We start from the raw sequence: 21,139 nt of genomic DNA, 5'->3' as shown, positions 1-21,139 counted from the left end.
TTGACCGGGATTCGGTTCGCGGGCATCGTGAGGCGGGTGATGACTTGGGCATTGCGAAGGCTGAATTTCGATCCGCGAACGATCGCATTCGTCGAACACGATCGCGCCCGCCTGTCCGCCCGGCTGCGGCTGTGGCGCGCCGCTCTGGGCGGCAAACTCCCGGAATCCCGGCGACTCCATTTGGGCTGCGGCGGACGGCGTGTTCCGGGGTGGCTCAACTGCGACGTCTCCGGGTCGGAGCTCGACGTGGACCTGGCTGCCGGCCGGCTGCCGTTTCCCGACGGCTCGGTCGAGGTCGTGGTGATGCAGCACGTGGTCGAGCACCTGGAGCTGCACGGGCAACTGATCCCGCTGCTGCGGGAGCTGCGCCGGGTGTGCACCCCGGACGCGGTGCTGTGGTTGTCCTGCCCCGACCTGGCCAAGGTCTGCGCCGGCTACACGGCCGACCGGGGACGGGCGTTGAGGGACGACCGGTGCAGCCGCTACCCGGACTACTCGCTGGGCGGTGCCCCGGTGCAGCAGTTCGTCAACGACCTCTTCCAGGCGCGCGGCCGGCACCGCAACCTCTTCGACGCCGAGCTGCTCGCCTGGGCGCTCGACCAGGCCGGGTTCGACCTGGTCGAGCAGGTGAAGGAGGCGGAACTGCTCGCCGCGCACCCGGAGTTCCCGCCCCGGTACGACGACGAGCAGTCGCTCTACGTCACGGCGCGAAGGTCGCGGTAGTAGCGCCACAGGTCGTAGAGCGGGACGTCCTCCGGTGCCTGCCGGGTCGGCTTCACCGGTTCCGTCCAGTGCACCATCAGGGTCGGCGGGTCGGCGGGGTGCACGATCCCGCCGTCCTTCGCCTCGACGCCCGGTGTCCAGGCGAAGACCTCGCCGGGGATGGACCGGTCCCCGGTGGTGGTGCGCAGGTGCTGCAGGCTGGTGTAGCGGTGGCCCGAGGTGACCATCAGGTAGTTCAGGAAGGGCTGTTCGTAACCGAGTTTCATGTGCGGGGCCACCTCGCGGGCGGCCGGCAGCGCGGAGGTTATTCCCGCGAAGGTGAGCGTCCCCTTCCGGGAGGCGACGAATCCGGTGTTCGCCCGGTATCCGTACTGCTCCGGGGTGAGCTTTCCGGATTCCTCGATGCTGTCCTTCCAGGCGCGCCCGGGAAGGTGGGATGTGGCGGTCAGGAATCCGTACCCGGCGAGCCGGTCGAACGCGAAGTCGATGTTCGCCAGAACGGCCGTGTCGCTGTCGATGTAGAGAAACTCGTCGAACTCCCCGGCCCAGGCGGCGAGCTTCCGGAAATGGCCTTTCGGGAGGTCGTGGAACGACAGGCTGATCTCGTCGCAGCGCGCCAGCAGGTCCCGGTCCTCCCAGACGGTGAAGCCGTAGCGCTCGCCGAGCGCGGCGATCCGGTGGTGGTCGGCGTCGAAGGGGATGAGGCGCAGCGGGATGTCGGGGTTGTTGTGGCGGAAGCTGCTGAGGAAGACGGTGGCCAGTTCGAGTACGTGGTCGTTGGCCACGAAGTAGACCCCGCGGGTGCCGGGCATGGTGGTCGGTCCCCTCTCCGGTCAGCTGCCGCGGTACGCGGTGAGCGGTTCGCCGTGGACGGCCTCGGAGGTGAAGCCGTCCGGGCCGACCGGGCGGTCGCCGAGTACGGTCACCCGGTAGAGGGTGCGGCGGTGGTCGGTGCTGTCCAGGTCGGCGGGTTGCAGGTGGGCGACGGCGCGGTTGTCCCAGATGGCGACGTCGCCGGGGGCCCACTGCCAGCGCACGCTGTACTCGGGGCGGCCGATGTGCCCGTGGAAGAGCTCCAGCAGGTGGCGGCTCTCCCAGGGCAGCAGCCCGCGCAGGTGGGTGACGGACGCGGGCGGTGCGAACAGGGCGCGTTCGCCGGTCTCGGGGTGGACGCGCACCACCGGGTGGACGGAGAGCAGGGTGTCCTCGGTGAGCCGGCGCAGGACTTCGACGTCCTCCTTGTCGGACAGCAGCAGGCGGTTCGCGGCGTAGAGGGTGTGTTCGGCGCGCAGTCCGTCGGCGAGCACGCGCAGCGGTTCGGAGAGGCCCTGGTAGGCGGCGGCCAGGTTGGTCCACTGGGTGTCGCCGCCGTACGGGGGGACGGTCTCGGCCCGCAGGACCGAGATGGCGGGCGGGTTGACGGCGGCGGCCAGGTCGACGTGCCAGCCGGAGTACGGCTCCAGGGCCTTGGGCCTCAGGCGCTCCTCGAACCGCCGGCCGTGCCGGGTGTCCTCCACGTCCGGATCGACGGTGAGGACCTCGGGGTACCCGTCCGGGTGGACGCCGTGCTTGCGGCCGGGACGCCGGGTCAGCTCGCCGAGGCGCCGCCCGAAGGCGATGTGCTCGGGGTGGCCGAGCCGCTGGCCGCGCAGGAAGACCACCTTGTGGCGCAGCAGGGCGGCGCGGACGGCGTCGATCGTCGGGTCGGGCAGGGCTTCGGCGAGGTCGACCCCGTCGATCACGGCGCCGATGTGGCCCGCGAGCTGTCGGACGTCGATCCCCGCGCCTGTTGCTTCCGTCATGAGGTCCTTTCCCTCCGGTCGGTCGGCCTGGCCGGTCAGGCCCACTGCAGGACGGTCCGCTCGTCGAGCAGGCCGGTCGACCAGAGCGCCACGGTGCGGCGCACGTCCGGTCGTCCGCTGGGCGCGACGGCGTGGACGTTGCCGCCGTCGAACACGTAGACGTCTCCGGGGCGGATCTCCAGGGTGATCCGTTCCACCCCTTCCAGGGCCTCCAGCGGGTAGCCGTAGCTCCCGGGCGGCAGCCCCAGGGCCCTGCGGTCCTCGGGGCCGGGCGCGGCGTTCCAGTAGACGAGCTCGCCGCCCGGGCCGTTCTCCAGGCAGGTGAGGGCGTTGCAGACCGGTCGGACCCGGACGACTTCGAAGCCGGCCAGGTGCGGCTTCATCCAGCCGTACGGGGCGTCGTCGTGCGGCAGCAGGCCGAAGGTCTCGCTGTTGGCACGCGACCGCACCTTGAAGACGGCGGCCTGTCGGCCCTCGTGTTCCGCCGGCCGCAGGTCGACGCCGAGCCCGGCCAGGTGCGTGCGGCAGTCCTCCAGCAGATCGGGCAGGGTCGGGCCCGGCCCCTCCCAGATCGCGTCGAGGCCGGGGCGGGCGCGTTCGGACGCGTCCAGGTAGGCGTCGAGGCTCCCGGAGGAGACGAGGATCGGGCCGGCGACGCGGTCGGTGCTGCGGACGGCCTGCGGGGGACTGACGGTCAGGGGACTGGCCCAGAAACGGCGGCAGGTGCGCTCGCAGACGTCGGGTGCCAGCGCGCCGCGGAAGATGGTGCCGGCGACGCGGCCGGACAGGACGTCCCACCAGGCGTCCCAGTCCACGCCGTCCCGTTCCAGGAAGCGGAAGTACGCGGGGTCACGCCGGCGTCCCGCCAGCGTCGGGGTCGCGCCCGGGTCGGCCATGGCCGCGGTTCTCCCTCGTTCGGGGTCGGGGGGTGTCAGTAGGCGATGCTGAGCACGGTCTGTGGCGATCCGTGCACCTTGTGGGCACGCTCCTGCATGACCATCACTCCGGCCAGGCCCTCCGGGGTGTAGAACCCGCTGAGCTTGGTGTAGGCGTCGAAGCCCACCTGTTCACCGTCCCGGGTGACGCCCGTGGCCGGTTCCGGCAGCAGGCGGGCGTCCTGCGCGACCCAGAGGTGACCGGCCGCCGTGTCGACCAGGGCCCGGTCGAAGAGGGCACGCAGCGCCGCGCCGGAGAAGCTCCCCGTGTGGTAGACGGCGCGGCTGCCCCAGTTCAGGGTGGGGTGATGGCTGCCGAACTTGAGGTAGTAGCGGCGCTTGCCCTGTCCGAGCGCGCAGTACTCGTCCAGGCCGATCCAGCTGCCGTCGGGCAGGTGGAAGCCGTCGGGGGTGACGATCTCGGTGTGCGGGAAGAGCCCGCGCACCCGGTCCGGGTAGTACTGCCGGGTCTTCTCCCAGAACGGCCAGGCCATGGTCACCTTGGCGTCGTAGAGCGGGGTCGGCGGGTGGTCGAAGAAGAGTTCGCCGCGCTCGCAGGACTCCATCCACTGGTCGAAGAAGCCGTTGTAGCGCAGGTCGTAGAACTCGTGGGCGCGTACGAGCCCGCAGTCCTTCCAGTGCACCCGGTCGAAGCCGAAGTGCCGGATGCCCCGCTCGCGCAGTCGCTGCACGGTGTACTGGACGCCGTGCGGCCGGGAGGCGTTGCCGGTGAGGTGGTGAACGACGAGGTCGTCGCCGAAGCGGGCCCGGAGCGAGTCGGCGAGGCTGTCGATCGGCGCCCCGAGGTGTCGTGAGGGGCCGCCGAAGTCGTCCGGGAAGGCCTGGTAGAGCGCGTGCACCTGGTCGGCGATCTCCCAGCCGGACGCCGGGCACTGCACCTCGGCGATCTGGCCGGGGGCCGGCTCGTCGGTGCGGAAGTACCGGGGCAGCTCCAGGTGCCGTTCCGTCAGGTTCTTGTGGTAGGTGTGGTCGCGTTCCGGCGGCTGGCGGGCGAGCAGGGTGTCCGCGACGGCCGGGTCGATCTCGCCGCGCACGCTGGCCAGGAAGACGTCCCGGGTGATCCGCAGGTACTCGCGGATCAGGGCGTTGCGATCGACGAAGCCCTCGAACGTCCCGGTGTCCATCGGGTAGGGGCGGGTGGAGATCAGGTTGGTGAAGCCGACACTCGTCCGGGTCCTGCGTTCGATGTCGTCGTCGATGAAGCGGTACCAGCGGTTCGCGTTCTGCTCCGCCATGCGGGCTCCCTAGCGGTGGACGGCTGGGTCACTCGGTCGGTTCGGCGGCCAGGGTGGCGAGGTCGAACCCGTAGAGCCGGGCGCAGTTCTCGGAGGTCACCTGTTGCCGCGCCTGCGAGCCGGCGTCCCGCAGCCCGAGGTCCAGGACCTCCCGGGAGTTCGGCCAACTTCCCTCGTAGTGCGGGTAGTCACTGCCCCAGAGGAAGTTCCCCGAGCCGAGCAGCCGCATGGTGAGCACGCCCACCTCGTCCTCGGTGAAGGTGGCGTGCACCTGGCGGCGGAAGTAGGCGCTGGGCGCCATGGTGAGATCGGTGCGCAGGGCCGGGCCGAGCTTGTCGTAGATGCGATCGGCGTGCAGCAGGTGGTAGGCGATCCAGCCGATGTCGTTCTCGGCCAGGACGACCTGGAGGTCCGGGAAGCGCTGGAGGACCCCGGAGAAGATCAGGTCGGTGAGGGTGTGCTGGAGTTCCTCCGGGTAGCCCATGTTGCGCCGGATGCGGCCGAGCGGGCTGTCGTAGTCGAAGAGCTTCGGGCTGTCCCGGTAGCCGGTGAGGCAGTGCATCGACACGGGCGTGCCCAGGGCCTGGGCCTCCCGCCAGAACGGGTCGTTGGTCTCCCCGCCGAAGTCCCGCTCGGTGGGGGTGGAGGCCCAGATCGCGGCGCCCCGCAGGCCCAGCTCGCGGCAACGGCGCAGCTCCCGTACGGCCTCCTCGGTGTCCCACAGCGAGATCAGCCCGAGGCCGACCAGTCGCTCCGGGGTGTGGCGCACGTACTCGGCGAGCCAGTCGTTGTAGGCGCGGAAGCAGGCACGCTGGAACTCTCCGTCGGAGAGCCAGAACAGGTGCAGGCCGAGGCTGGGGTAGAGCACCTCGCCGGCCACTCCGTCCAGGGCCATGTCCTTCAGCCGCGCGGCCGGATCGCTGCCGCCCGGCCGGGCCGCCTCGACCACCGTCTCGGCGTCGGTGACGAACCCCTCGGCGGTGGCGTCGGTGGCGTAGAGGCTGTTGACGAGGGCGGGGCGCAGGTCGTCGCAGGTGAAGTACCAGCCGCGCCGCTCGGCGTCCCAGGAGACCCGGGGCGCGCGGTCGCGGTACTTGCGTTCCAGTCCTTCGGTCCACAGGCGCACGGGTTCGACGACGTGCGAGTCGGCCGAGAGCACGGGAAAGGTCAAGGATTCACTCCTCACGGGAGGGAGGGGGCCGTCGCGGCGGGTCCGGTCGGTACGGCGCGGTGCGGTGCGGTGCGGGCGACGGCGAGGCGATGGCGCGCGGAAGCTCGTGGGTCCGCCGCGGGGCCGGAGCGGCAGGAGCGTGGAATCCATTGTTGTCCGGTGCATGCTCCGGTCAAGGGGTTGCACCGCAGAGCGTGAGGATCCGGACACCTTGCGCTGATCCGTAGGGTGGTGAGGAAGACTGACGATGTGTCACCATCCCCAGCATGGCAGACCCCATCCCCGTGGTACCGGGGCGACGCGGCGTGGACCTGCTGCTGCTGAGCGCCTCGAACTACCCGGCACTGCCCATCTATCCCTACGCGTTCGTCCAGGTTTCGGCGATCGCCGAACGGCACGGCCTGGCCACCGCCCGGCTCGACCTGCTGCGCACCCCCAAGCCCGAGTGGCGCTCGGTGCTGGCCGCGACGCTGGAGCGCACCGACCCCCGCCTCATCGGCATCCACCTGCGGCAACTGGACTCGATCTTCATCTGGAACTACGCCGACGCCGACCTCCCCGGCGCCCCACCGGTACGCCGCAACAGCTACTGGCCGATGCACGAGACCGAGGAACTCATCGACATCCTGCGGGACCTGACCGACACCCCGGTCATGCTCGGCGGCTTCGGCTTCACCACCAGGCCGCACGCCCTGCTGGAGCGGCTGCGGCCGGACTACGGGGTGGTCGGTGAACCGGACGAGATCCTGGGCCGCCTGGACGACATCCTGGCCGGGCGCGACCTGCGCGGCATCGCCAACCTGGCCCACCGCCACGGCGACCGCTACACCGTCAACGAGCGGGTCTTTCTGCCCCCCACGGACCACCCCGAGTACACCGAGGAGATCCTGCGCGATCTCCTGGACTTCTACGGCCCCGAACGCGTCCTCGGCCCCGAGCCCGAGGTCCACGTGCCGGTGGAGGTGCAGCGCGGCTGTCCGTACCGCTGCTACTTCTGCACCGAGCCGATGGTCAAGGGCCGCCGGCCCCGGGTGCGGGACCTGGACGCCGTGCTCACCGACATCCGCTTCCTGGCCGATCGCGGTGTCACCCGGATCTGGATGGTCTGCTCCGAGGTCAACATAGGCCGCAACGACCTGCTGTTCGAGCTGGCGGCGCGCATGCGCCGGCTCAACCGCGACCGGCCCCGGCCGGTGCAGTGGACCTGCTACCTGCTGCCCAACCCGGCGCTCGAACGCGCCGAGATCCGGATGCTGCTGGAATCGCACTTCGAACCCAGCTGGAACCAGTTCGGCTCGTACGACGACGCGAACCTCAAACGTACCCGCGTGCCGTACCGGGCCCGCCACGCCGTGCAGGCGCAGGTCGACTGGCTGGAGGAGGAGGAGGCGTTCCGCCTGGCACGCGGCCTGCCGGTGCCGCCGCGGAGGCTGGACATGTTCCTCGGGAACTCCTACGCCACCCCCGAGACCGTCTCGACCACGCTGCGCGCGGTCAGCGACCTGCGACTGGCCGAGCGCTTCGAGGACTCCCTGATCACCCGTGCCACCCGGGTCTTCGATCTCGGCGAGGGGATCACCGGAGAACCGGGCGACGCGGCCTACTCGGTCGGCCCCCGGGGCCGGCTGGAAGCCGTGGACCTGCTGTATCCGACCTTCAGCTACCCGCCCGCCCTGGTCGCGGCGCTCGGCGGCGCCCGGGCGGTGGACGAGTTCTTCGCCCACGTCGAGGCGACCTACCTCTCCCGCGCCCACCGTGCCCGCCTCGACTGGCAGGGGTTCCTCGCCCGGCACGCCGGGGCGGGTGAACTGGCCGCCTGGTGCGGCCGCCTGGGGAGCGGCGGTGAGGGCGACAGCACGGAGCTGCGCACCGTCCGGGCGGCCCTCGCGTCGGACGGCGGCGCGGCTCTCGTCGGGCGGTTGCTGGATCCGGCGGACGGGTCGGAGTCCGAGGGCCCGCTCGCCCGGACCCTGGTGGAGCTGGCGGTGGGGACCGAACTGCCCGCTGTCCGTGCGGCGTTCGAGGGGATCGGCCTGCCCCGGTACTGGGACGACCGGACCGGGCGCACCGCCTACGAGGTGTGCGCGGAGCTGGCCGCCCGGTTCGGCTCCGTCGAGGAGGTCCTCGCGGCGGTGCGTACGGCGGTGGAACCCGGCGACCCGTCGGTGCCGCTGCTGGCCGTGCGGTACTGCCTGTACGACAACAACGTCGTGCTGCGCCCGGACTACTCCCGGGTGCTGTTCGCCTCCTGAACGGGTGCGGGGCGGCTCTGCCGCCCCGCACCCGGACTCAGCTCCCGGAAGGAACCGACAGGTACCGGCCCGGACCGCCCTCGCGCACGGTGTCCAGCGTGACGCAGTGGAACGACCCGCCGAAGCTGTAGACGTGCCGGAGGTCCACCTCGACGCAGCGGAACCCCCAGGCCGTCAACGCCTCGATGAGCGGCCGCTCCTGGCGTTCCACCACCACCGTCTCCGGATCCAGGGAGAGCACGTTCATGCTCACCCACGGGCTGCAGAAGTACATCGGCCAGTCCGCGGGCAGGGTCGGCGGCGGGGCGGGCAGGATCTCCCAGCCGTCGAACAGCTCGGAGTGCACGTACCGCCCGGGGTGGACCAGCAGCTTGCCGGGGGCGAGCGCGGCGATGGTGGCGTCGATGTGCATGGCGTGGGCGTCGTCGGTCTCCACGGTGTGGACGGCGAACTCCGGGCCGAGCGCGCTGCGCATCCAGTCGATGCCGAACTCGTTGGTGACGTGGCTGCGTTGAACGATCAGGTCCCGGCCGAAGCGCAGGAAGTCGGCGGCGTCGAAGACCGGCTCGAACTCGGTCACGGCCCAGCGCCCCGGGTCGTGCGCGCCGCGGTACAGCTCGTCGGTCAGCTGCGGGCGCGGCGCCGGCAGCCACCGGGCACCGCGACGGAAGTACGACTTGATCAGCGGGCGGAAGGCGTCGGCCTCGTGGTACCGGCAGCGCCAGGCCATCGGCGCCTCGACGATCGCGTCGCCCACCACGATCAGCGAGTCCCTGGGCATCGCCGCGTAGAGCCCGCCGTCCGACTCCCACTCCGGAGTGCGGAAGGGGCGGTGGTGCCGGGCGGCGTCCGGCCGCCGCACCCGGATGCCCTCGGCCGTCAACACCTCGGCCAGGTTGTCGAGTTCGGCCTCCGCGGCCTTGAGGTGGCGCTCCGGCAGCGGCGAGCCGCCGTGCCCCCGGAAGACCGGCCAGGCGGACTCCGGCATGGTGTGTTCCAGCGAATCGTGCCAGGTGGGGAACACCGCGCCCAGCAGGCTCCCCACCACCACCTCCCGCAGAGGGTCCCACTCGGTGTACGAGTTGACCGCCGGTCCCGCCGCGCCGCTCCGGTCCCCGAACGGCCGTGATTCGTCGCTCGTCATGTTCCCCGTTCCTCAGCCCGACCGGGGTTCGGCGCCCCCGGTACGTCGTTGCCGCGGCCGGCCCCCCGCCACGGTTCGCCTGTCGGCCGGCTGGCCAGCCCGCCCGCCGTCTCCCCACCGTCGATCACGAAGGACTGCCCGGTCACGAACGCCGCCTCCGGGGACGCCAGGTAGGCCACCAGGGCGGCGATCTCCTCCGGCAGGCCGAGCCTTCCCAGCGGCAACAGACCTTCCTGGTCGGCGAGCTGCTCATCGGTGTACTCGGCCCGCTGCATCGGGGTGAGGACGTAGCCCGGACAGACGGCGTTCACCCGGATGCGTGGGGCCAGCTCCAGGGCCATCGTCCGGGTCAGCTCGATCAGCCCGGCCTTGCTGACGTTGTACGCGGCGTAGTCGGGCATTCCGACCAGCCCGCTGACCGAGGCGGTGTTGACGATCGTCCCGCCCCCGCCGGCAACCATCCGACGGGCCGTCTCGCGGGCCACCAGGAAGGCCCCGGTGAGGTTCACCCGCAGTGTCCGCTCCCAGTCCTCCAGCGAGGTGTCGAGGAACGGGCTCCGGATGCTGATCCCGGCGTTGTTGCACACCACGTCTGCGCCGCCCCAGGCGTCGTCGGCCTCGGCGAGCGCCCCGCACAGCTCGGCCTCGTCCCCGACGTCGGCGGCCAGCAGCAGTTCGACCCGGGGCGAGTCCTTCGCGAAGGATTCCAGCGCCTCGCGGTCGCGGTCCAGGACGGCCACGCGGTGGCCGTCCGCCAGGAACCGGCGGGCGATGGCCGCACCGATCCCCGAGGCGCCGCCGGTGACCAGGACGCGCCGCCGCGGCGGACTGTCCGAACTCACTGACTCTGTAGGCATGTCGGCCATGCGATCCCCTCTACTGGGCGCCGGAGCTCGGGTCGTTGCCGCGGGAGAAGTCGCCGGTGCGCAGCGCGTCGTAGAGACGCCGACCGGTGGACGCGGGGCTGAAGAAGAACCGCGTCGATTCCTGGCGCCGCAGCAGCCCGTGGACCACGAAGTCGCGGGCGGTGGCGCCCCAGTACGCGGGCCCGAGCAACCCGAGCAGGCGCAGATAGTCCGGCAGTCCCAGCGGCTCACCGAACCAGTGGTTGACCGAGACGGACGGCGTGTGGGCCCGGATGTCGTGCCACCAGCCACGCGGGATGTAGAGCAGGTCGCCCGGCCGCATCCGCGCATGGTGCAGGACGGCGTTCCGAAGCCGGGGGAACCGGGACAGATCGGGGTCTGCCAGGTCGATCCGGCTGTTCACCAGATTGCCGGGGAACGGATAGACGGCCCTGCTGTCCTGCCAGGACACCAGGATGACGCTCTTCTCGCCCCAGACCTGGCAGAAGAAGTTGTCCTTGAGGTCGGAGTGCAGCATGGAGCGCGTCCCGGCGGAGCCGATCCACACCCGGGTGTCGGTGCCGTGGCCGTCGGGCGGTAGGAGGGAGGCGAAGTCGCAGTCGGCGGGATCGAGGATCTCGTGGGCACGCTGGTAGGCGAGGTAGCAGGGAGCGGCGGGTCCGGCGGTGGTCATCCGGTCGAGGAACTCGCCGAAGGGCAGCTCCCGTTCGTACCGTCGCTGGTCCTGGGGGAAGAGCACGCCGGTGGCGGGGAGGTCCATCAGGGCCGTCACCCGGCGCTCGGGGTTCCGCTTCGTGAGCTCCGCCGGGTTCCAGGCCGTGCCGGCAGGCCAGTCATCCATCAGACCGGAACAGACCAGCGGACCGGAACGGGCGGCGACGCTCCGGCGGAGGGCGCCCACATCAGCCACACGCGCGCGTTCGATGGGCCGGACCGTGAGCCCGGCCGCCCGAAGGATCGGTGCCACCTCACCCGCCATCCCGGACGGGACGCCGGTCGGCTCGTGCCCAGCCGATGACTGTCCCGCGCCGGACCGTTCGATTGGGGTCATGACACCCCAGGGTCTGGGAGATCGAGAGTGGTGCATAGACCCGTTCACGCCGAGATTGCTGTCGGGTGTCCGGCTTTCGGCCACGCTTGACGTCACCCGCCCCACGGAACGGTGTCGGTACGATCATTGCTACAACAGCTCCAGGATCTCGCTCATCTCCTGGGCGGTGGGAATCCACTGCCCCGCTGCCGCATTGGCCCGCACCTGGTCCGGATTCGTGGCCCCTGCTATCACCGAAGTGCAACCCGGGAACGCGGCAAGGCAACCGATCGCGATCTCCAGGAGACTGCGACCGTTCTTCGCGCCCCAGGCGGTCAGCGCCTCCACGGTGTCGAGCCGCGCCTCCGTCACCTGGTACGCGCTCCCCTTGATACGGGTTCCCTCCGGGAGGGCCATGCCGCGCCGTACCTTGCCCGTCAACAGTCCGTTTGCCAGCGGGAAATAAGGCAGTACCCCGAGACCGAAACGGCGTGCGGCCGGGAGGACCTCGTTCTCGACATCCCGGTTGAGCAGTGACCAGTGGTTCTGGGCGGATATGAAGGGCTCGAATCCCTGGGAACGGGCCGTACACGCGGCCTCGGCGATCTGCCAGCCGGCGAAATTGGAGCTCCCGACATAGCGGACCTTCCCTTCCCGGACCAGCTCGGTCAGGGCGGCGAGGGTCTCCTCCACCGGAGTGTGCGGGTCGGGTGTGTGGATCTGATAGAGATCGATGTAGTCCGTACGGAGACGCCTGAGGGACGCTTCGACGGCGCGGCGGATGTACGCACGCCCACCCTTGGCGCCGGCTGCGGGGCCGTACGCCATCGCCAGTTTCTGATGGCCGAACTTTGTTGCCAGGACGACGTTCTCGCGCTGTCCCCGGAGGCATTCGCCGAGCACGGACTCGGAGTCCCCGTAGACGTCGGCGGTGTCGAACAGCGTCACCCCGGCGTCCAGCGCGGCCGTGACCATCGGGCGGGCGCGGTCCAGCCCCACCGACCTTCCCAACTCGTTGCATCCCAGGCCGACTGCGGAGACCTGCATTCCCGAACTACCCATCGAGACATAGCGCATAGCCCCGGAGTGTACGGATGTCCGGTGCGTGTTCAAGGAGTCGAACCGCAATACCGGTCGCAAGCCGGCAGGGCCTGCCGGACGTGCTGCGCGCTGCTCCGGAACTCCGCTCACCGGAGGACCGCCCGGGCGGAACACGGGAGCTCCTCCTCTCCGGATCCGGGCCCACGGGTGCCGCCGGGATCAAGGTCGAAACGGGCACGGGAGTTCCGGGGAAGTGGACACGAGGGGCGGCGGCGACCTGAGGGACTGGGGACAAGTCACTTCGGTGCCGGAACTGGCCGAATCAGCAGGCCCCGCAGCCGCGACTGCTTGACGGCCGCTTGCGATCGCCGATAATCGAACCGGTCGGCTCCTGAAATTCTCTCGTGTCCGACGGGCATGGGCGCGCCGGAGGAGACGGCAATTTCGAGCCGAGGACGACCGAAGGGGTCGCTGTGGTCGTAGGCCTTTCCGGAATTGAGGTACGCCGCATCGCTGGAAAGCTCGGAGCGGAGATTCGGGGTGTGGATCTGAGGCTCGCCCATGACGGCGATCCCGGGATCATGGAGGAGATTCGCGCCGCCCTGCTCCGTCACAAGGTGATCGTCTTTCGCGCGCAGGACCTGAGTCACGCCGAACACGTGGCTTTCGCGCGTGGTCTGGGCGAAGTCACCCGTCTTCCGGGCCGCCGGCACGGCACGCATCCGGAGGGATTCCCGGAGATCCTTGTCGTCGATCCGGACGCGAAGGGAACCCGCAGGGGCCTCAGATCTGCGGAGCGGTTGTCGGGCAAGTCGACGCGCCATGATTCCGGTTGGCACGTGGACATTGCCTCCGCCGTGAACCCCCCGGCGATTTCGGTGCTCAGGTGTGAGGTCGCCACGGAATACGGTGGCGACACCCAGTGGACCGATCTCGTCGCCGCGTACGAGGGCCTGTCCCGCCCCCTTCAGCAGCTTGCCGACAATCTGCGGGCCGAGCACGGCCTGCACGCGGGGGTGCGGCTGCTGTTCTCCGACGACGAGGACGTGGAGAGCATCCGGGACCTCGCACAGGACACGCTGCTCTCCCTGCACCCGGTGGTGCGGGTGCACCCGGAGACGAAGCAGAAGGTGCTTTTCCTGCCGCCGGCGTCCGTATGCCATGTGACCGGAGTGCTCCCTTGGGAGAGCGACGGAATCCTGGGGCTGTTCTTCACCCACATCAGCCGTCCTGAATACACCGTGCGGCATCACTGGGGGCCCGGCGACGTCGCCGTCTGGGACAACCGCTCGGTGGCCCACCTCCAGCCGGCCGATCTCCATTTCACCGACTACCGGCGCAGGATGTACCGGGTCATGGTCCTGGGGGACCGTCCGGTCGGACCGGACGGTTTCGTGTCCGAAGCCGTCCGGGGCGAACCGCTCAGGCCCTTCGTCGGGCCCGGCGGGGGCGAGGCCGCCGGACCGGTACCGCAGTAGGGCCGGGGCGGGGGCCGCTCCTGCCCGTCCGTCGCCGCACGGGGCACCGTGGCTTCCCGGGAGACGGCGGAGGCCGCCGGGCTCCGGCCCCGACCGCGAATGAGGGGGGCCGGCCTCGTGACGACTACGGTTCCTCGGCCTGTTCCGGGCGAGTGAAGAGGCGGCCGTCCGACCAGATGTAGCGGGCGCGGCCCCACTCGGCGGCCGACGCGACATCCGGGAAGAAGCCGCGTCCGTTGTAGTTGGCGCTGGTGTTGCACAGGACGGGGATTCCGGTCAGTGCCTCGTACGCGGTGAGGATGCGCGCGACGGCGCTGTCGGACGCGGGGCTGACCGTCTGCAGCCGCGCGGTGCCGTCGAGGTGGACGACCGCGGGAATACGACTCACCCACCCCGGGCGGACACGGTGGTCGAAGAGCATGAACGGGTCGTCGCCGCCGGGATCGAACACCTCGCGTGACCGGTGCGCGAGACAGACCGGCGCGACCGGGCGGTAGGCCTCCCGATCCTTCATCGCGTTGAGCAGGTCCTTCGTCCCGGCCTCGGTCGCGGGCGCGATGATGCTGCGGTTTCCCAGCGCCCTCGGTCCGAGCTCGGCCCGGCCGGAGAGGACGACGACGGGTGACCCGTCGCTGTGCAGCAGCTCGGCCAGTCGGCGTTCGTCGCAGGCCCGTTCCGTCCACCCCTCCGGCAGGGCCCGGTCCGAGCGGAGGCGTGGTCCGCTGTGGACGTCCCAGACGAGGGAGCGGTGTTCGGTACTGTGCACCATCTCGCAGCAGGCGGTGCCGATGGCGGCGCCGGAGTCGTTGGGAAACGGCGGGACCCAGATCTCCTCGATCGAAGAGCCCGGTGGCCCGGATCGCCGAGTTCCATTTGATGTTGAGGGCGCAGCCGCCGGCCATCACCAGACGCGGGTACCGGCCCTTGTACCTGCTGTTCACCACGGTGGTGAGGGCGGACACGAGGGCGCGTCCGAGAAACTCCTGGAAGGTGGCGACGAGGTCGGCGTCCGACAGCCCCGGAAGGAGACGCTCCCGTTCGGCGGTCAGTTTCGGGCCCAGGGCGAGGCCGCTCTCCCTGGCCTCCTCGGACATGTCGTCAAGGAGCGTGTCGAGAACGGGGAAGGCGCCCTGGTCGACCTTGCCCAGTGCTGCCCAGGCCATGGCCTTTCCGGCGATCGAGCGGAACTGCTGAGCGTCGGATCCCGGGTCGGCCTGCGAGGTGTGGGCGCGGAAGGGTCCGAAGTGGGAGCAGAAGAGAGCGAACAGCCTTCCGCGGAAGGGCAGCAGGCGAGCCACGAGTCTGACCGGTCCCCGCTCCGGTGCGATCTCGTACAGCCGGGCCGCGGTGCCGCCGTCCCACACCAGGGCGAGGGCGTCGGCGCCCTGCGCGGCGAAGGGGCTGGAGCAGTAGGCACCGAGCAGGTGGTTCGCCACGTGGTGGTAGCTGGCGTACCCGCGAGTTCCCTTGCTGAAGTCGTGTGCGGTGAAGGTGTAGCGGTGAAGGGGAGTGTTCGACAGGAAGCCGTCGGCATAGGGGGCGACCGGCAGGACGGTCGGCTTCCCTTCGTCGGAGGTGGACACCGTCCACGGGTCCCCGGTCGAACGCATCCAGCCGTCGACGACGAAGCGATCGATGTCCTCGATCTCCACACCCTCGGATCTGAGGAGCTCCGACACCCGGCGAAGGTCCCCGAGCGGGCTGTACCGGGGACTGTTGTCGATCTTCTCTGTCTCGGTGCTGAAGACCAGGCGGTTTCCGTCGATCACCGCGATGCCGCCGTCATGTGAAACCTTGATGCCGCAGATCAGCAAGGCAATGCCCTTCCTCGTGGCATGCGATACGGCTGACTCGGACTGTCCACAGGAAGAATCCTCCGGAGATGCTGCCCGGGGAGCGTCGTGCGAAACCGTGGCTCGTGGCTGCGTGAGGCGCCTCGGGCGGGCACGGAGGGGCACTGGACCACGCCCGCCGGGGCCACGGCCGGGTAGAGGCGCCTCGCGCGGGCACGGAGGGGCAGGCGGCTGCCGTGGGCGGTCGCCGGGTCTTGTGGGCCGGCACACGTGGGTCGGTCGCTGCCCGGGCCTACCCGTCGACATCCAGGGGGCGATGACCAAAGTGCTGATGGAAGGTGAATTCACGGTGACGTTCAGGGTGTGCCCAGTGCGTCACGGGTCGGGCACAGGGGGTCGCCTCGGACGATGACCGCGTCCGTTCGCCCGTTCGTCGGCGTGCCTCGTACTCGTAGGGAGTTCCCGTGTCCACTGGTCGGTCCGTCGTGATCCGTTCGCTTGCGCCGTCGATGGCGGCGCTCGTTGTGGTGGTCGCCGCCTCGGGGTGCGGCGTGGAGTCCGACACCGCGGCGGGGGCCGCGCCGACCTCCGGGTCGGCCTCCGCGGCGATCGCCTGCGGCGGATCCGGGCAGCTGCTGGGCGCCGGTTCGACCGCTCAGGGGAACGCGGTCGACCTGTGGAGGACCGAGTTCGAGTCGGCGTGTCCGAGTGTCACCGTCAACTACGGCGGGGGCGGCTCGGGCGCGGGCGTCCAGCAGTTCAACTCGGGAAAGGTGGCTTTCGCCGGCACCGACGCGGCTCTCAGCCCCGCCGAGGTCGACGCGTCCAAGCAGGTCTGCGCCGGCGGCCGGGGCATCGACCTGCCGATGGTCGGCGGCCTGATCTCCATCGTCTTCAATGTCGCCGGTGTCGACAGGCTCGTGCTCGACGGCCCCACCGCGGCCAAGATCTTCGACTCGCAGATCACCACGTGGAACGATCCGGCCGTCGTCGCGCTCAATCCGGGCGCCGGCCTGCCCGACGCGCCGATCCAGGCGCTCCACCGCGGGGACGACTCCGGCACCACCGCCAATCTGACCGCGTACCTCGCCGCGGCGTCGAACGGCGTCTGGGGCTACCCGGCCGGAAAGGCATGGGTGGCCAGGGGCGGGCAGTCCGCGAACGGTTCGGCCGGGGTCTCGGCGCAGGTCAAGCAGGTCGACAACTCGATCGGCTACGTCGAACTGTCCTTCGCCGAGACCAACAACCTGAAGAGCGCCGCCATCAGTACCGGCGCCGCCGAGCCGGTCGAGGCGAACGCCGCGAACGCCGCCACCACCCTGGCCAAGGCTCAGATCACCGGCACCGACGGCGACCTCGCCCTGAACCTGGACTACGCGGTCAAGGACGAGAACGCGTACCCGCTGGTCCTGGTCACCTACGAGGTGGTCTGCGACAAGGGGAACAAGGCCTCGACCCTGCCCGCCCTGAAGTCCTTCCTCACCTACACGAGCAGCGACGCCGGCCAGCAGGCCATCGCCCCGATCGGCTACGTCCCCCTGCCGGAGGCGCTGACGTCCAAGGTGCGGACCGCGGTCTCCGGTCTCGCCTGAGTCCGCCGGAGCGGGCGACGGCGGCGCGGCAGCGGGGCGGGGCCCGTGGGCCGGATGCCCGCGGGCCCCGCGCGTGGGGCGACCGGCGGCTCGTCGGTTCACGCGGAGCGGACCGTCTCCCGGTAGTGGCGGGGGGACAGGCCGGTGGTGCGCTTGAAGGCATTGCTGAAGGCGCTCTCGGAGCCGTACCCGAGGGCGGAGGCGATGACCGACAGGGGGGTGTCCGCGCGTCGAAGGGTGTGCTCGGCCCGGTGCATCCGCCAGCGGCGGAGATAGGCCAGCGGGGGGACACCCGCCACGTCCTTGAAGCGCTTGGCGAAGCTGGTGCGGGACATCGCGGCCGCCCGGGCCAGTTCGGCGAGTGTCCAGGGCCGGGCCGGGTCGCCGTGCATCAGCCGCAGGGCGGGCGCGATGCGTTCGTCCGCCAGGGCGCGCAGCCAGCCCGCCGGGCAGGAACCGGCGTCCGCATCGGCGAGGAAGGCGCGCAGGACCTGGACGAGGACCAGCGGCGCGAGGTGGCCGGCGGCGAAGGAGGCGCCGGGGCGGTCGGCGGCCAGCTCGCGCAGCGTCTGGTCCATGAGCCAGCAGGCGGTGGGGGCTTCGGCCGTCGCGCCGCTGACGTGCATCACGGGCGGGAGCGCGCTGAGCAGCAGGTCCTTCGCGGTGCTGTCGAGTTCCATGTGGCCGCCGATGGTGACGGCGTCCCGGCCGTCGTCCCCGGTGTGGAGGAAGGGCTCGGCGGAGGCCCTGAGGAGGGGCAGTGCGTCAACCGCCGGTACTGCCGGATCACTCGCGAGGGTGTACGGGCGGTCGCCGGCGAGGACGGCCATCGCACCCGCTTCGAGGCGTACGGGTCGCTCGACACCCTCCACCACCAACCAGATGGTTCCCTGCAGCACGGCCTGGACCTTGAGTCGGCCCGGCGCGGGAAAGGCCAGCGCCCAGGCGCCTGCGGCCGTGAGGCCGCGCGACAGGACGCAGCGGACGCCGGTGAGTTCGAGGGCTTCGGCGAGGGGGTCCCCCCAGACCGAACGGCCGGGGGCGGGCGCGGACAGCGGTGCATCCATGAGCGGACTCTCGCGCAAGTCGCGCGGACGGGCAAGCATTCACACGTCGTCGCCGGATCGTCACCATGAGTGGTGGGACGTGTGCGTACTCCGTGCCGCGCGACCCGGGCCCGGCCGCCGACCGGTGGCCGGCCGACGAGTTCCAGGAGGTAGTTCCCATGGGCGGATTCCAGGACCGCGACAAGTTCCACCCGGACGAGGTCGTCCTCTCGGCGGCCGAGAAGAGCGTCATCGCCGAACTCCTGAAGGGCGGCGGCCAGAGCGAGCCGGGCGAGTCCACGGACGAGGGCTGACACGGTTCGAAGCCAACAGGCCCGAGGGTGCCGGTCCGTGACGGTCGTACGCCGGCCGTCGCGGACCGCGCCCCCGCCCAGCAGACGGGACGGTCGTGACCACCACCACGCACACCGCTCCTCCCCAGTCCGGGGAGCGCAGCCTCACTCCGCAGCAGGCGTTCGCGAGGGCCGCCGCCGCGATCGCCGACCTGGGGCTGGAGGCCGATCTGGCGCCGGTCCTCGACGGCAGCCCCGGGACGTGGCGCTGCGTCCTGCGGCGCGGCGGCGTACCGCTGCGCACCGGACTGGGGCTGGGCAAGGGCAGCCGGGCGGAGGCCCGGACGGGAGCGCTGTTCGAGGCGCTGGAGCACCAGCTCAGCGGGGTGGACGGACTCGACGGCGCGCGGATCCGGTTGGCCTCCGCCCATGACGTCGCGGGTGGTCCGCTCGGGCGGGACATCGCCGCCGCGCTGCTCGCCCAGGCACCCGACGGTCTGTTGGGGTGTCTGCCCTACCGCTCGCCCGACGGCGGTCCGGACGTCGACGTCCCGCTCTTCCTCTCCATGCCCGAGTACCTGCGCCCGGCGGGGGAGGGCCTGCGCCGGCAGGCCGGTGACACCTACGACTACCGGTCGGTGGGCCGCTACTCGGTCAACAACGGCTGGGCCGCCGGGGTCGACCCGGTCGAGGCCGCGGTGCACGCGATCAACGAACTGATCGAGCGGGACGCGCTGTCCATGCTGCTGATCGGCTGCTTCCTGCGCACACCCGCACGCCGTCCGGCCGTGGTCGACCCGGCGACGCTGCCCCCGGGCCTCGTCTCCCTCCTCGGCTTCGCCACCGCCCGCACCGGCCGGCCGGTGCACCTGATCGACATGACCACCGACCTGGACGTGCCGGCGTACGCGGCCTACCAGAGCGCGCCCCCGGGGCAGCCCGCGCGGGTCTGCGGCTGGGGGGCGTCGCTGTCCCGCGAGTACGCGATCTCCCGGGCGGTGAGCGAACTCGTCCAGCTGCACAGCACCATGGGCCTGCGCGAGCAGTACGCGCACCTGCTGCCCGAGCAGCGCGACGACACCGGACCCTACCCGGCGCTGCACGCCTGCTACCTGTCGGACTTCACCGCCGCCCTGGCCTCGGCCGAGGTCCGGCCCTTCGAGGCGACCACGGCGCCCGACACCCCGGGCGGGCACCTCGACCGGCTCCTGGGCCGCCTGAAGGACCACGGCTTCCCCGTCTACCGGCGCGACCACCACGTGACGCCGGACCTCGCGGTGGTCAACGTGCTGGTGCCCGGTCTGGAGCGGTTCATGCTGGTCACCGACGGTCAGGTCGTGGTGCCCGGCGAGCGCGGACTTGCGGCGGTCCGCGGTGGATGAGCCGGTGCGGTGGCGGCCGCTCGCCCACCGCGACGCGCCCCGGGTGGCGGGGCTGCTGGCGGTCTGCGAACGGACGGACCGCACCGGTGACCTGCGTGACGAACAGGACGTCCTCGACGGCTGGGCGGCTTCGGGCATCGACCTGGCCGCCGGTACGGCCTCCGCCTGGGCCGGACCGGAGCCGGTGGCGTACGCCGTCACGCGGGTGCGCGAACACGCGGACCCCGTCCACGAGATGACCCTCGACGTCGTGGTGCATCCCGCCCACCGGACCCCGGGCGTCATCGCGCACCTGCTCGACGGATGCCGCCGCACCGCGGCCCGCCGGCACCGGGAGAGGTTCGGCGGCACACCGCTGGAGCTCCACGCCCGGACGCACGGCCACCAGCGGTGGCTCGCCGAGGCGCTCGACGCCGCGGGCTACCGGCGGGTGCGAGGCTACCGGGGCATGCGGATCGACCTGGCAGAGCACGCGCCGTCCGCGCCGTCCGCCGGGGCGGACGGCGCGCCGGTGCTGCCGCCCGGGACCGTGCTGGTGCCGTTCGAGGAACGCCACGACGCGCTGCTGCTGGCGGCCCGCAACGAGATCTTCGCCCGCAACCCGGGCAGCGTCCCGATGACGCCCGCGACGTGGCGTCATTCGGTGACCGGGAGTCCCTACTTCCGCCCCGATTCCTCCCTCCTCCTGCTCTCCGCCGACGGCCGGGAGATCCTCTGCTACCTGCTGGCCACCGAACTCGCCGACGCGGGGCGGGAACGCGAGTTGTACCTCGCCAACGCCGGCACCCGCACCGACCTGCACGGACGCGGCCTGTACCGGACGGTGTTCACCCACGCGCTGGCCCGCGCGAAGGACCGCGGCTACCGGTGGGCCGTCATGGACGTCGACTCCACCAACGCCATGGCGACCGGCGGCTTCTACGAACGCCTCGGCGCGCGGACCTTCCGCACCTGGACCGGGCACGCTCTGGACCTCACCGACGGCACCGGTCGCAGGGGCGCCGCCGTTCGCCCCCACGCCGCTCCGCCGCCCTGACCGGGCCGTCGGCCGGGTCGGCACCCCGAGCGCCGACGGGACAGGGGTGATCCCGAGCCTCGTGGCCGCCCGGGTGACGAGCAGGTGCGCGACGGGCGGTGTGCGGTGCGGCACGAGGCCGGGCCGGTCGTGCCCGGCCTCGTGCGGGAGCGTCAGCTGTGCGGGAGGACGAAGTTGTAGCCCTGGGCGCTGTGGGCGCCGCCGGAGGGGCAGACGCCGTCGGTGGGATAGCCCCAGAAGAACATGGAGAAGCATTTCTGGCAGAATCGCCAGTTGCGCTGGGCGGTGGGCGCTTCCGG

The 21,139-nt window shown here is 71.3% G+C and carries 19 protein-coding genes and 1 pseudogene; 7 read left to right on the top strand and 13 right to left on the bottom strand.

Annotation, left to right across the window (positions count from 1 at the left end):
* Window positions 1–39: 39 nt before the first annotated feature.
* A complete protein-coding gene (locus tag PUR61_RS36870; RefSeq protein ID WP_329883927.1) occupies window positions 40–723 on the top strand; it encodes a methyltransferase domain-containing protein in 684 nt (227 codons plus the stop codon).
* Here PUR61_RS36870 and PUR61_RS36865 read toward each other — a convergent pair.
* Genes PUR61_RS36865 through PUR61_RS36845 form a run of 5 tightly spaced genes read right to left on the bottom strand, consistent with a single transcriptional unit; the run spans window position 696 to window position 5,887 of the window.
* Window positions 696–1,535, bottom strand: coding sequence for a hypothetical protein (locus tag PUR61_RS36865; RefSeq protein ID WP_329883926.1), 840 nt, complete (start codon window positions 1,533–1,535; stop codon window positions 696–698). The two genes, PUR61_RS36870 and PUR61_RS36865, sit on opposite strands and share 28 nt — an antisense overlap.
* 21 nt (window positions 1,536–1,556) lie before the next feature.
* Window positions 1,557–2,525, bottom strand: a complete 969-nt coding sequence (locus PUR61_RS36860) for a TauD/TfdA dioxygenase family protein (protein ID WP_329883924.1) — start codon at window positions 2,523–2,525, stop codon at window positions 1,557–1,559.
* Between the two features lie 35 nt (window positions 2,526–2,560).
* Window positions 2,561–3,421, bottom strand: coding sequence for a hypothetical protein (locus PUR61_RS36855; protein ID WP_329883923.1), 861 nt, complete (start codon window positions 3,419–3,421; stop codon window positions 2,561–2,563).
* 35 nt (window positions 3,422–3,456) lie between these two features.
* On the bottom strand, window positions 3,457–4,716 hold the full coding sequence (locus tag PUR61_RS36850) for a hypothetical protein (protein ID WP_329883922.1): 1,260 nt from the start codon (window positions 4,714–4,716) through the stop codon (window positions 3,457–3,459).
* A gap of 28 nt (window positions 4,717–4,744) precedes the next feature.
* Complete coding sequence (locus PUR61_RS36845) at window positions 4,745–5,887, bottom strand: amidohydrolase family protein (protein WP_329883921.1); 1,143 nt, start codon at window positions 5,885–5,887, stop codon at window positions 4,745–4,747.
* Window positions 5,888–6,153: 266 nt separating this feature from the next.
* Here PUR61_RS36845 and PUR61_RS36840 point away from each other — a divergent pair, with 266 nt between their 5' ends.
* Window positions 6,154–8,139, top strand: coding sequence for a B12-binding domain-containing radical SAM protein (locus PUR61_RS36840; protein ID WP_329883920.1), 1,986 nt, complete (start codon window positions 6,154–6,156; stop codon window positions 8,137–8,139).
* Window positions 8,140–8,176: 37 nt separating this feature from the next.
* Here PUR61_RS36840 and PUR61_RS36835 read toward each other — a convergent pair whose 3' ends face one another.
* From PUR61_RS36835 to PUR61_RS36815, 5 genes are all read right to left on the bottom strand, one after another.
* Window positions 8,177–9,283 carry an amidinotransferase gene (locus PUR61_RS36835; RefSeq protein ID WP_329883919.1) on the bottom strand — a complete coding sequence of 369 codons (1,107 nt, stop codon included), beginning with the start codon at window positions 9,281–9,283 and terminating at the stop codon, window positions 8,177–8,179.
* A complete protein-coding gene (locus tag PUR61_RS36830; RefSeq protein WP_329883918.1) occupies window positions 9,280–10,140 on the bottom strand; it encodes an SDR family NAD(P)-dependent oxidoreductase in 861 nt (286 codons plus the stop codon). Before PUR61_RS36830 ends, PUR61_RS36835 begins: the two co-directional genes overlap by 4 nt.
* Window positions 10,141–10,159: 19 nt before the next feature.
* Window positions 10,160–11,128, bottom strand: a complete 969-nt coding sequence (locus PUR61_RS36825) for a cupin-like domain-containing protein (RefSeq protein WP_329883935.1) — start codon at window positions 11,126–11,128, stop codon at window positions 10,160–10,162.
* 201 nt (window positions 11,129–11,329) lie between these two features.
* Window positions 11,330–12,256, bottom strand: a complete 927-nt coding sequence (locus PUR61_RS36820; RefSeq protein WP_329883917.1) for an aldo/keto reductase — start codon at window positions 12,254–12,256, stop codon at window positions 11,330–11,332.
* Window positions 12,257–12,516: 260 nt separating this feature from the next.
* On the bottom strand, window positions 12,517–12,783 hold the full coding sequence (locus PUR61_RS36815) for a hypothetical protein (RefSeq protein WP_329883915.1): 267 nt from the start codon (window positions 12,781–12,783) through the stop codon (window positions 12,517–12,519).
* On the opposite strand from PUR61_RS36815, the gene PUR61_RS36810 reads away from it, so the two are divergent.
* The gene (locus PUR61_RS36810) at window positions 12,763–13,698 is read left to right on the top strand and encodes a TauD/TfdA dioxygenase family protein (protein WP_329883914.1); all 936 of its coding nucleotides are present in this window, start codon (window positions 12,763–12,765) and stop codon (window positions 13,696–13,698) included. The two genes, PUR61_RS36815 and PUR61_RS36810, sit on opposite strands and share 21 nt — an antisense overlap.
* A 124-nt stretch (window positions 13,699–13,822) precedes the next feature.
* On the opposite strand, the gene PUR61_RS36805 is transcribed toward PUR61_RS36810, so the two are convergent.
* Window positions 13,823–14,467 carry a carbamoyltransferase C-terminal domain-containing protein gene (locus tag PUR61_RS36805; protein ID WP_329883912.1) on the bottom strand — a complete coding sequence of 215 codons (645 nt, stop codon included), beginning with the start codon at window positions 14,465–14,467 and terminating at the stop codon, window positions 13,823–13,825.
* A gap of 127 nt (window positions 14,468–14,594) precedes the next feature.
* A pseudogene (locus PUR61_RS45645) lies at window positions 14,595–15,797 on the bottom strand (carbamoyltransferase N-terminal domain-containing protein); the annotation flags it as partial.
* 158 nt (window positions 15,798–15,955) lie between these two features.
* On the opposite strand from PUR61_RS45645, the gene pstS reads away from it, so the two are divergent.
* On the top strand, window positions 15,956–17,083 hold the full coding sequence (gene pstS / locus PUR61_RS36795) for a phosphate ABC transporter substrate-binding protein PstS (protein WP_329883909.1): 1,128 nt from the start codon (window positions 15,956–15,958) through the stop codon (window positions 17,081–17,083).
* 98 nt (window positions 17,084–17,181) lie between these two features.
* On the opposite strand, the gene PUR61_RS36790 is transcribed toward pstS, so the two are convergent.
* Complete coding sequence (locus PUR61_RS36790) at window positions 17,182–18,150, bottom strand: AraC family transcriptional regulator (RefSeq protein ID WP_329883908.1); 969 nt, start codon at window positions 18,148–18,150, stop codon at window positions 17,182–17,184.
* A 65-nt stretch (window positions 18,151–18,215) separates the two neighbouring features.
* Here PUR61_RS36790 and PUR61_RS36785 point away from each other — a divergent pair, with 65 nt between their 5' ends.
* The 3 genes from PUR61_RS36785 to PUR61_RS36775 all read left to right on the top strand — a co-directional run bounded on the left by PUR61_RS36785 (window position 18,216) and on the right by PUR61_RS36775 (window position 20,840).
* Entirely contained in the window at window positions 18,216–18,443 is a 228-nt protein-coding gene (locus PUR61_RS36785; RefSeq protein WP_329883907.1) for a hypothetical protein, read from the top strand.
* 95 nt (window positions 18,444–18,538) lie between these two features.
* Window positions 18,539–19,804, top strand: coding sequence for a YcaO-like family protein (locus PUR61_RS36780; protein WP_329883906.1), 1,266 nt, complete (start codon window positions 18,539–18,541; stop codon window positions 19,802–19,804).
* Window positions 19,805–19,808: 4 nt separating this feature from the next.
* Window positions 19,809–20,840 (top strand): hypothetical protein, encoded by a 1,032-nt coding sequence (locus PUR61_RS36775; RefSeq protein WP_329883905.1) that lies wholly within the window; start codon window positions 19,809–19,811, stop codon window positions 20,838–20,840.
* Window positions 20,841–21,139 lie beyond the last annotated feature (299 nt).

Origin of the sequence: Streptomyces sp. BE20 (assembly GCF_036322525.1) — a bacterium.
Classification (GTDB): domain Bacteria; phylum Actinomycetota; class Actinomycetes; order Streptomycetales; family Streptomycetaceae; genus Kitasatospora.
This window is presented reverse-complemented; position numbering and strand designations above follow the sequence as displayed.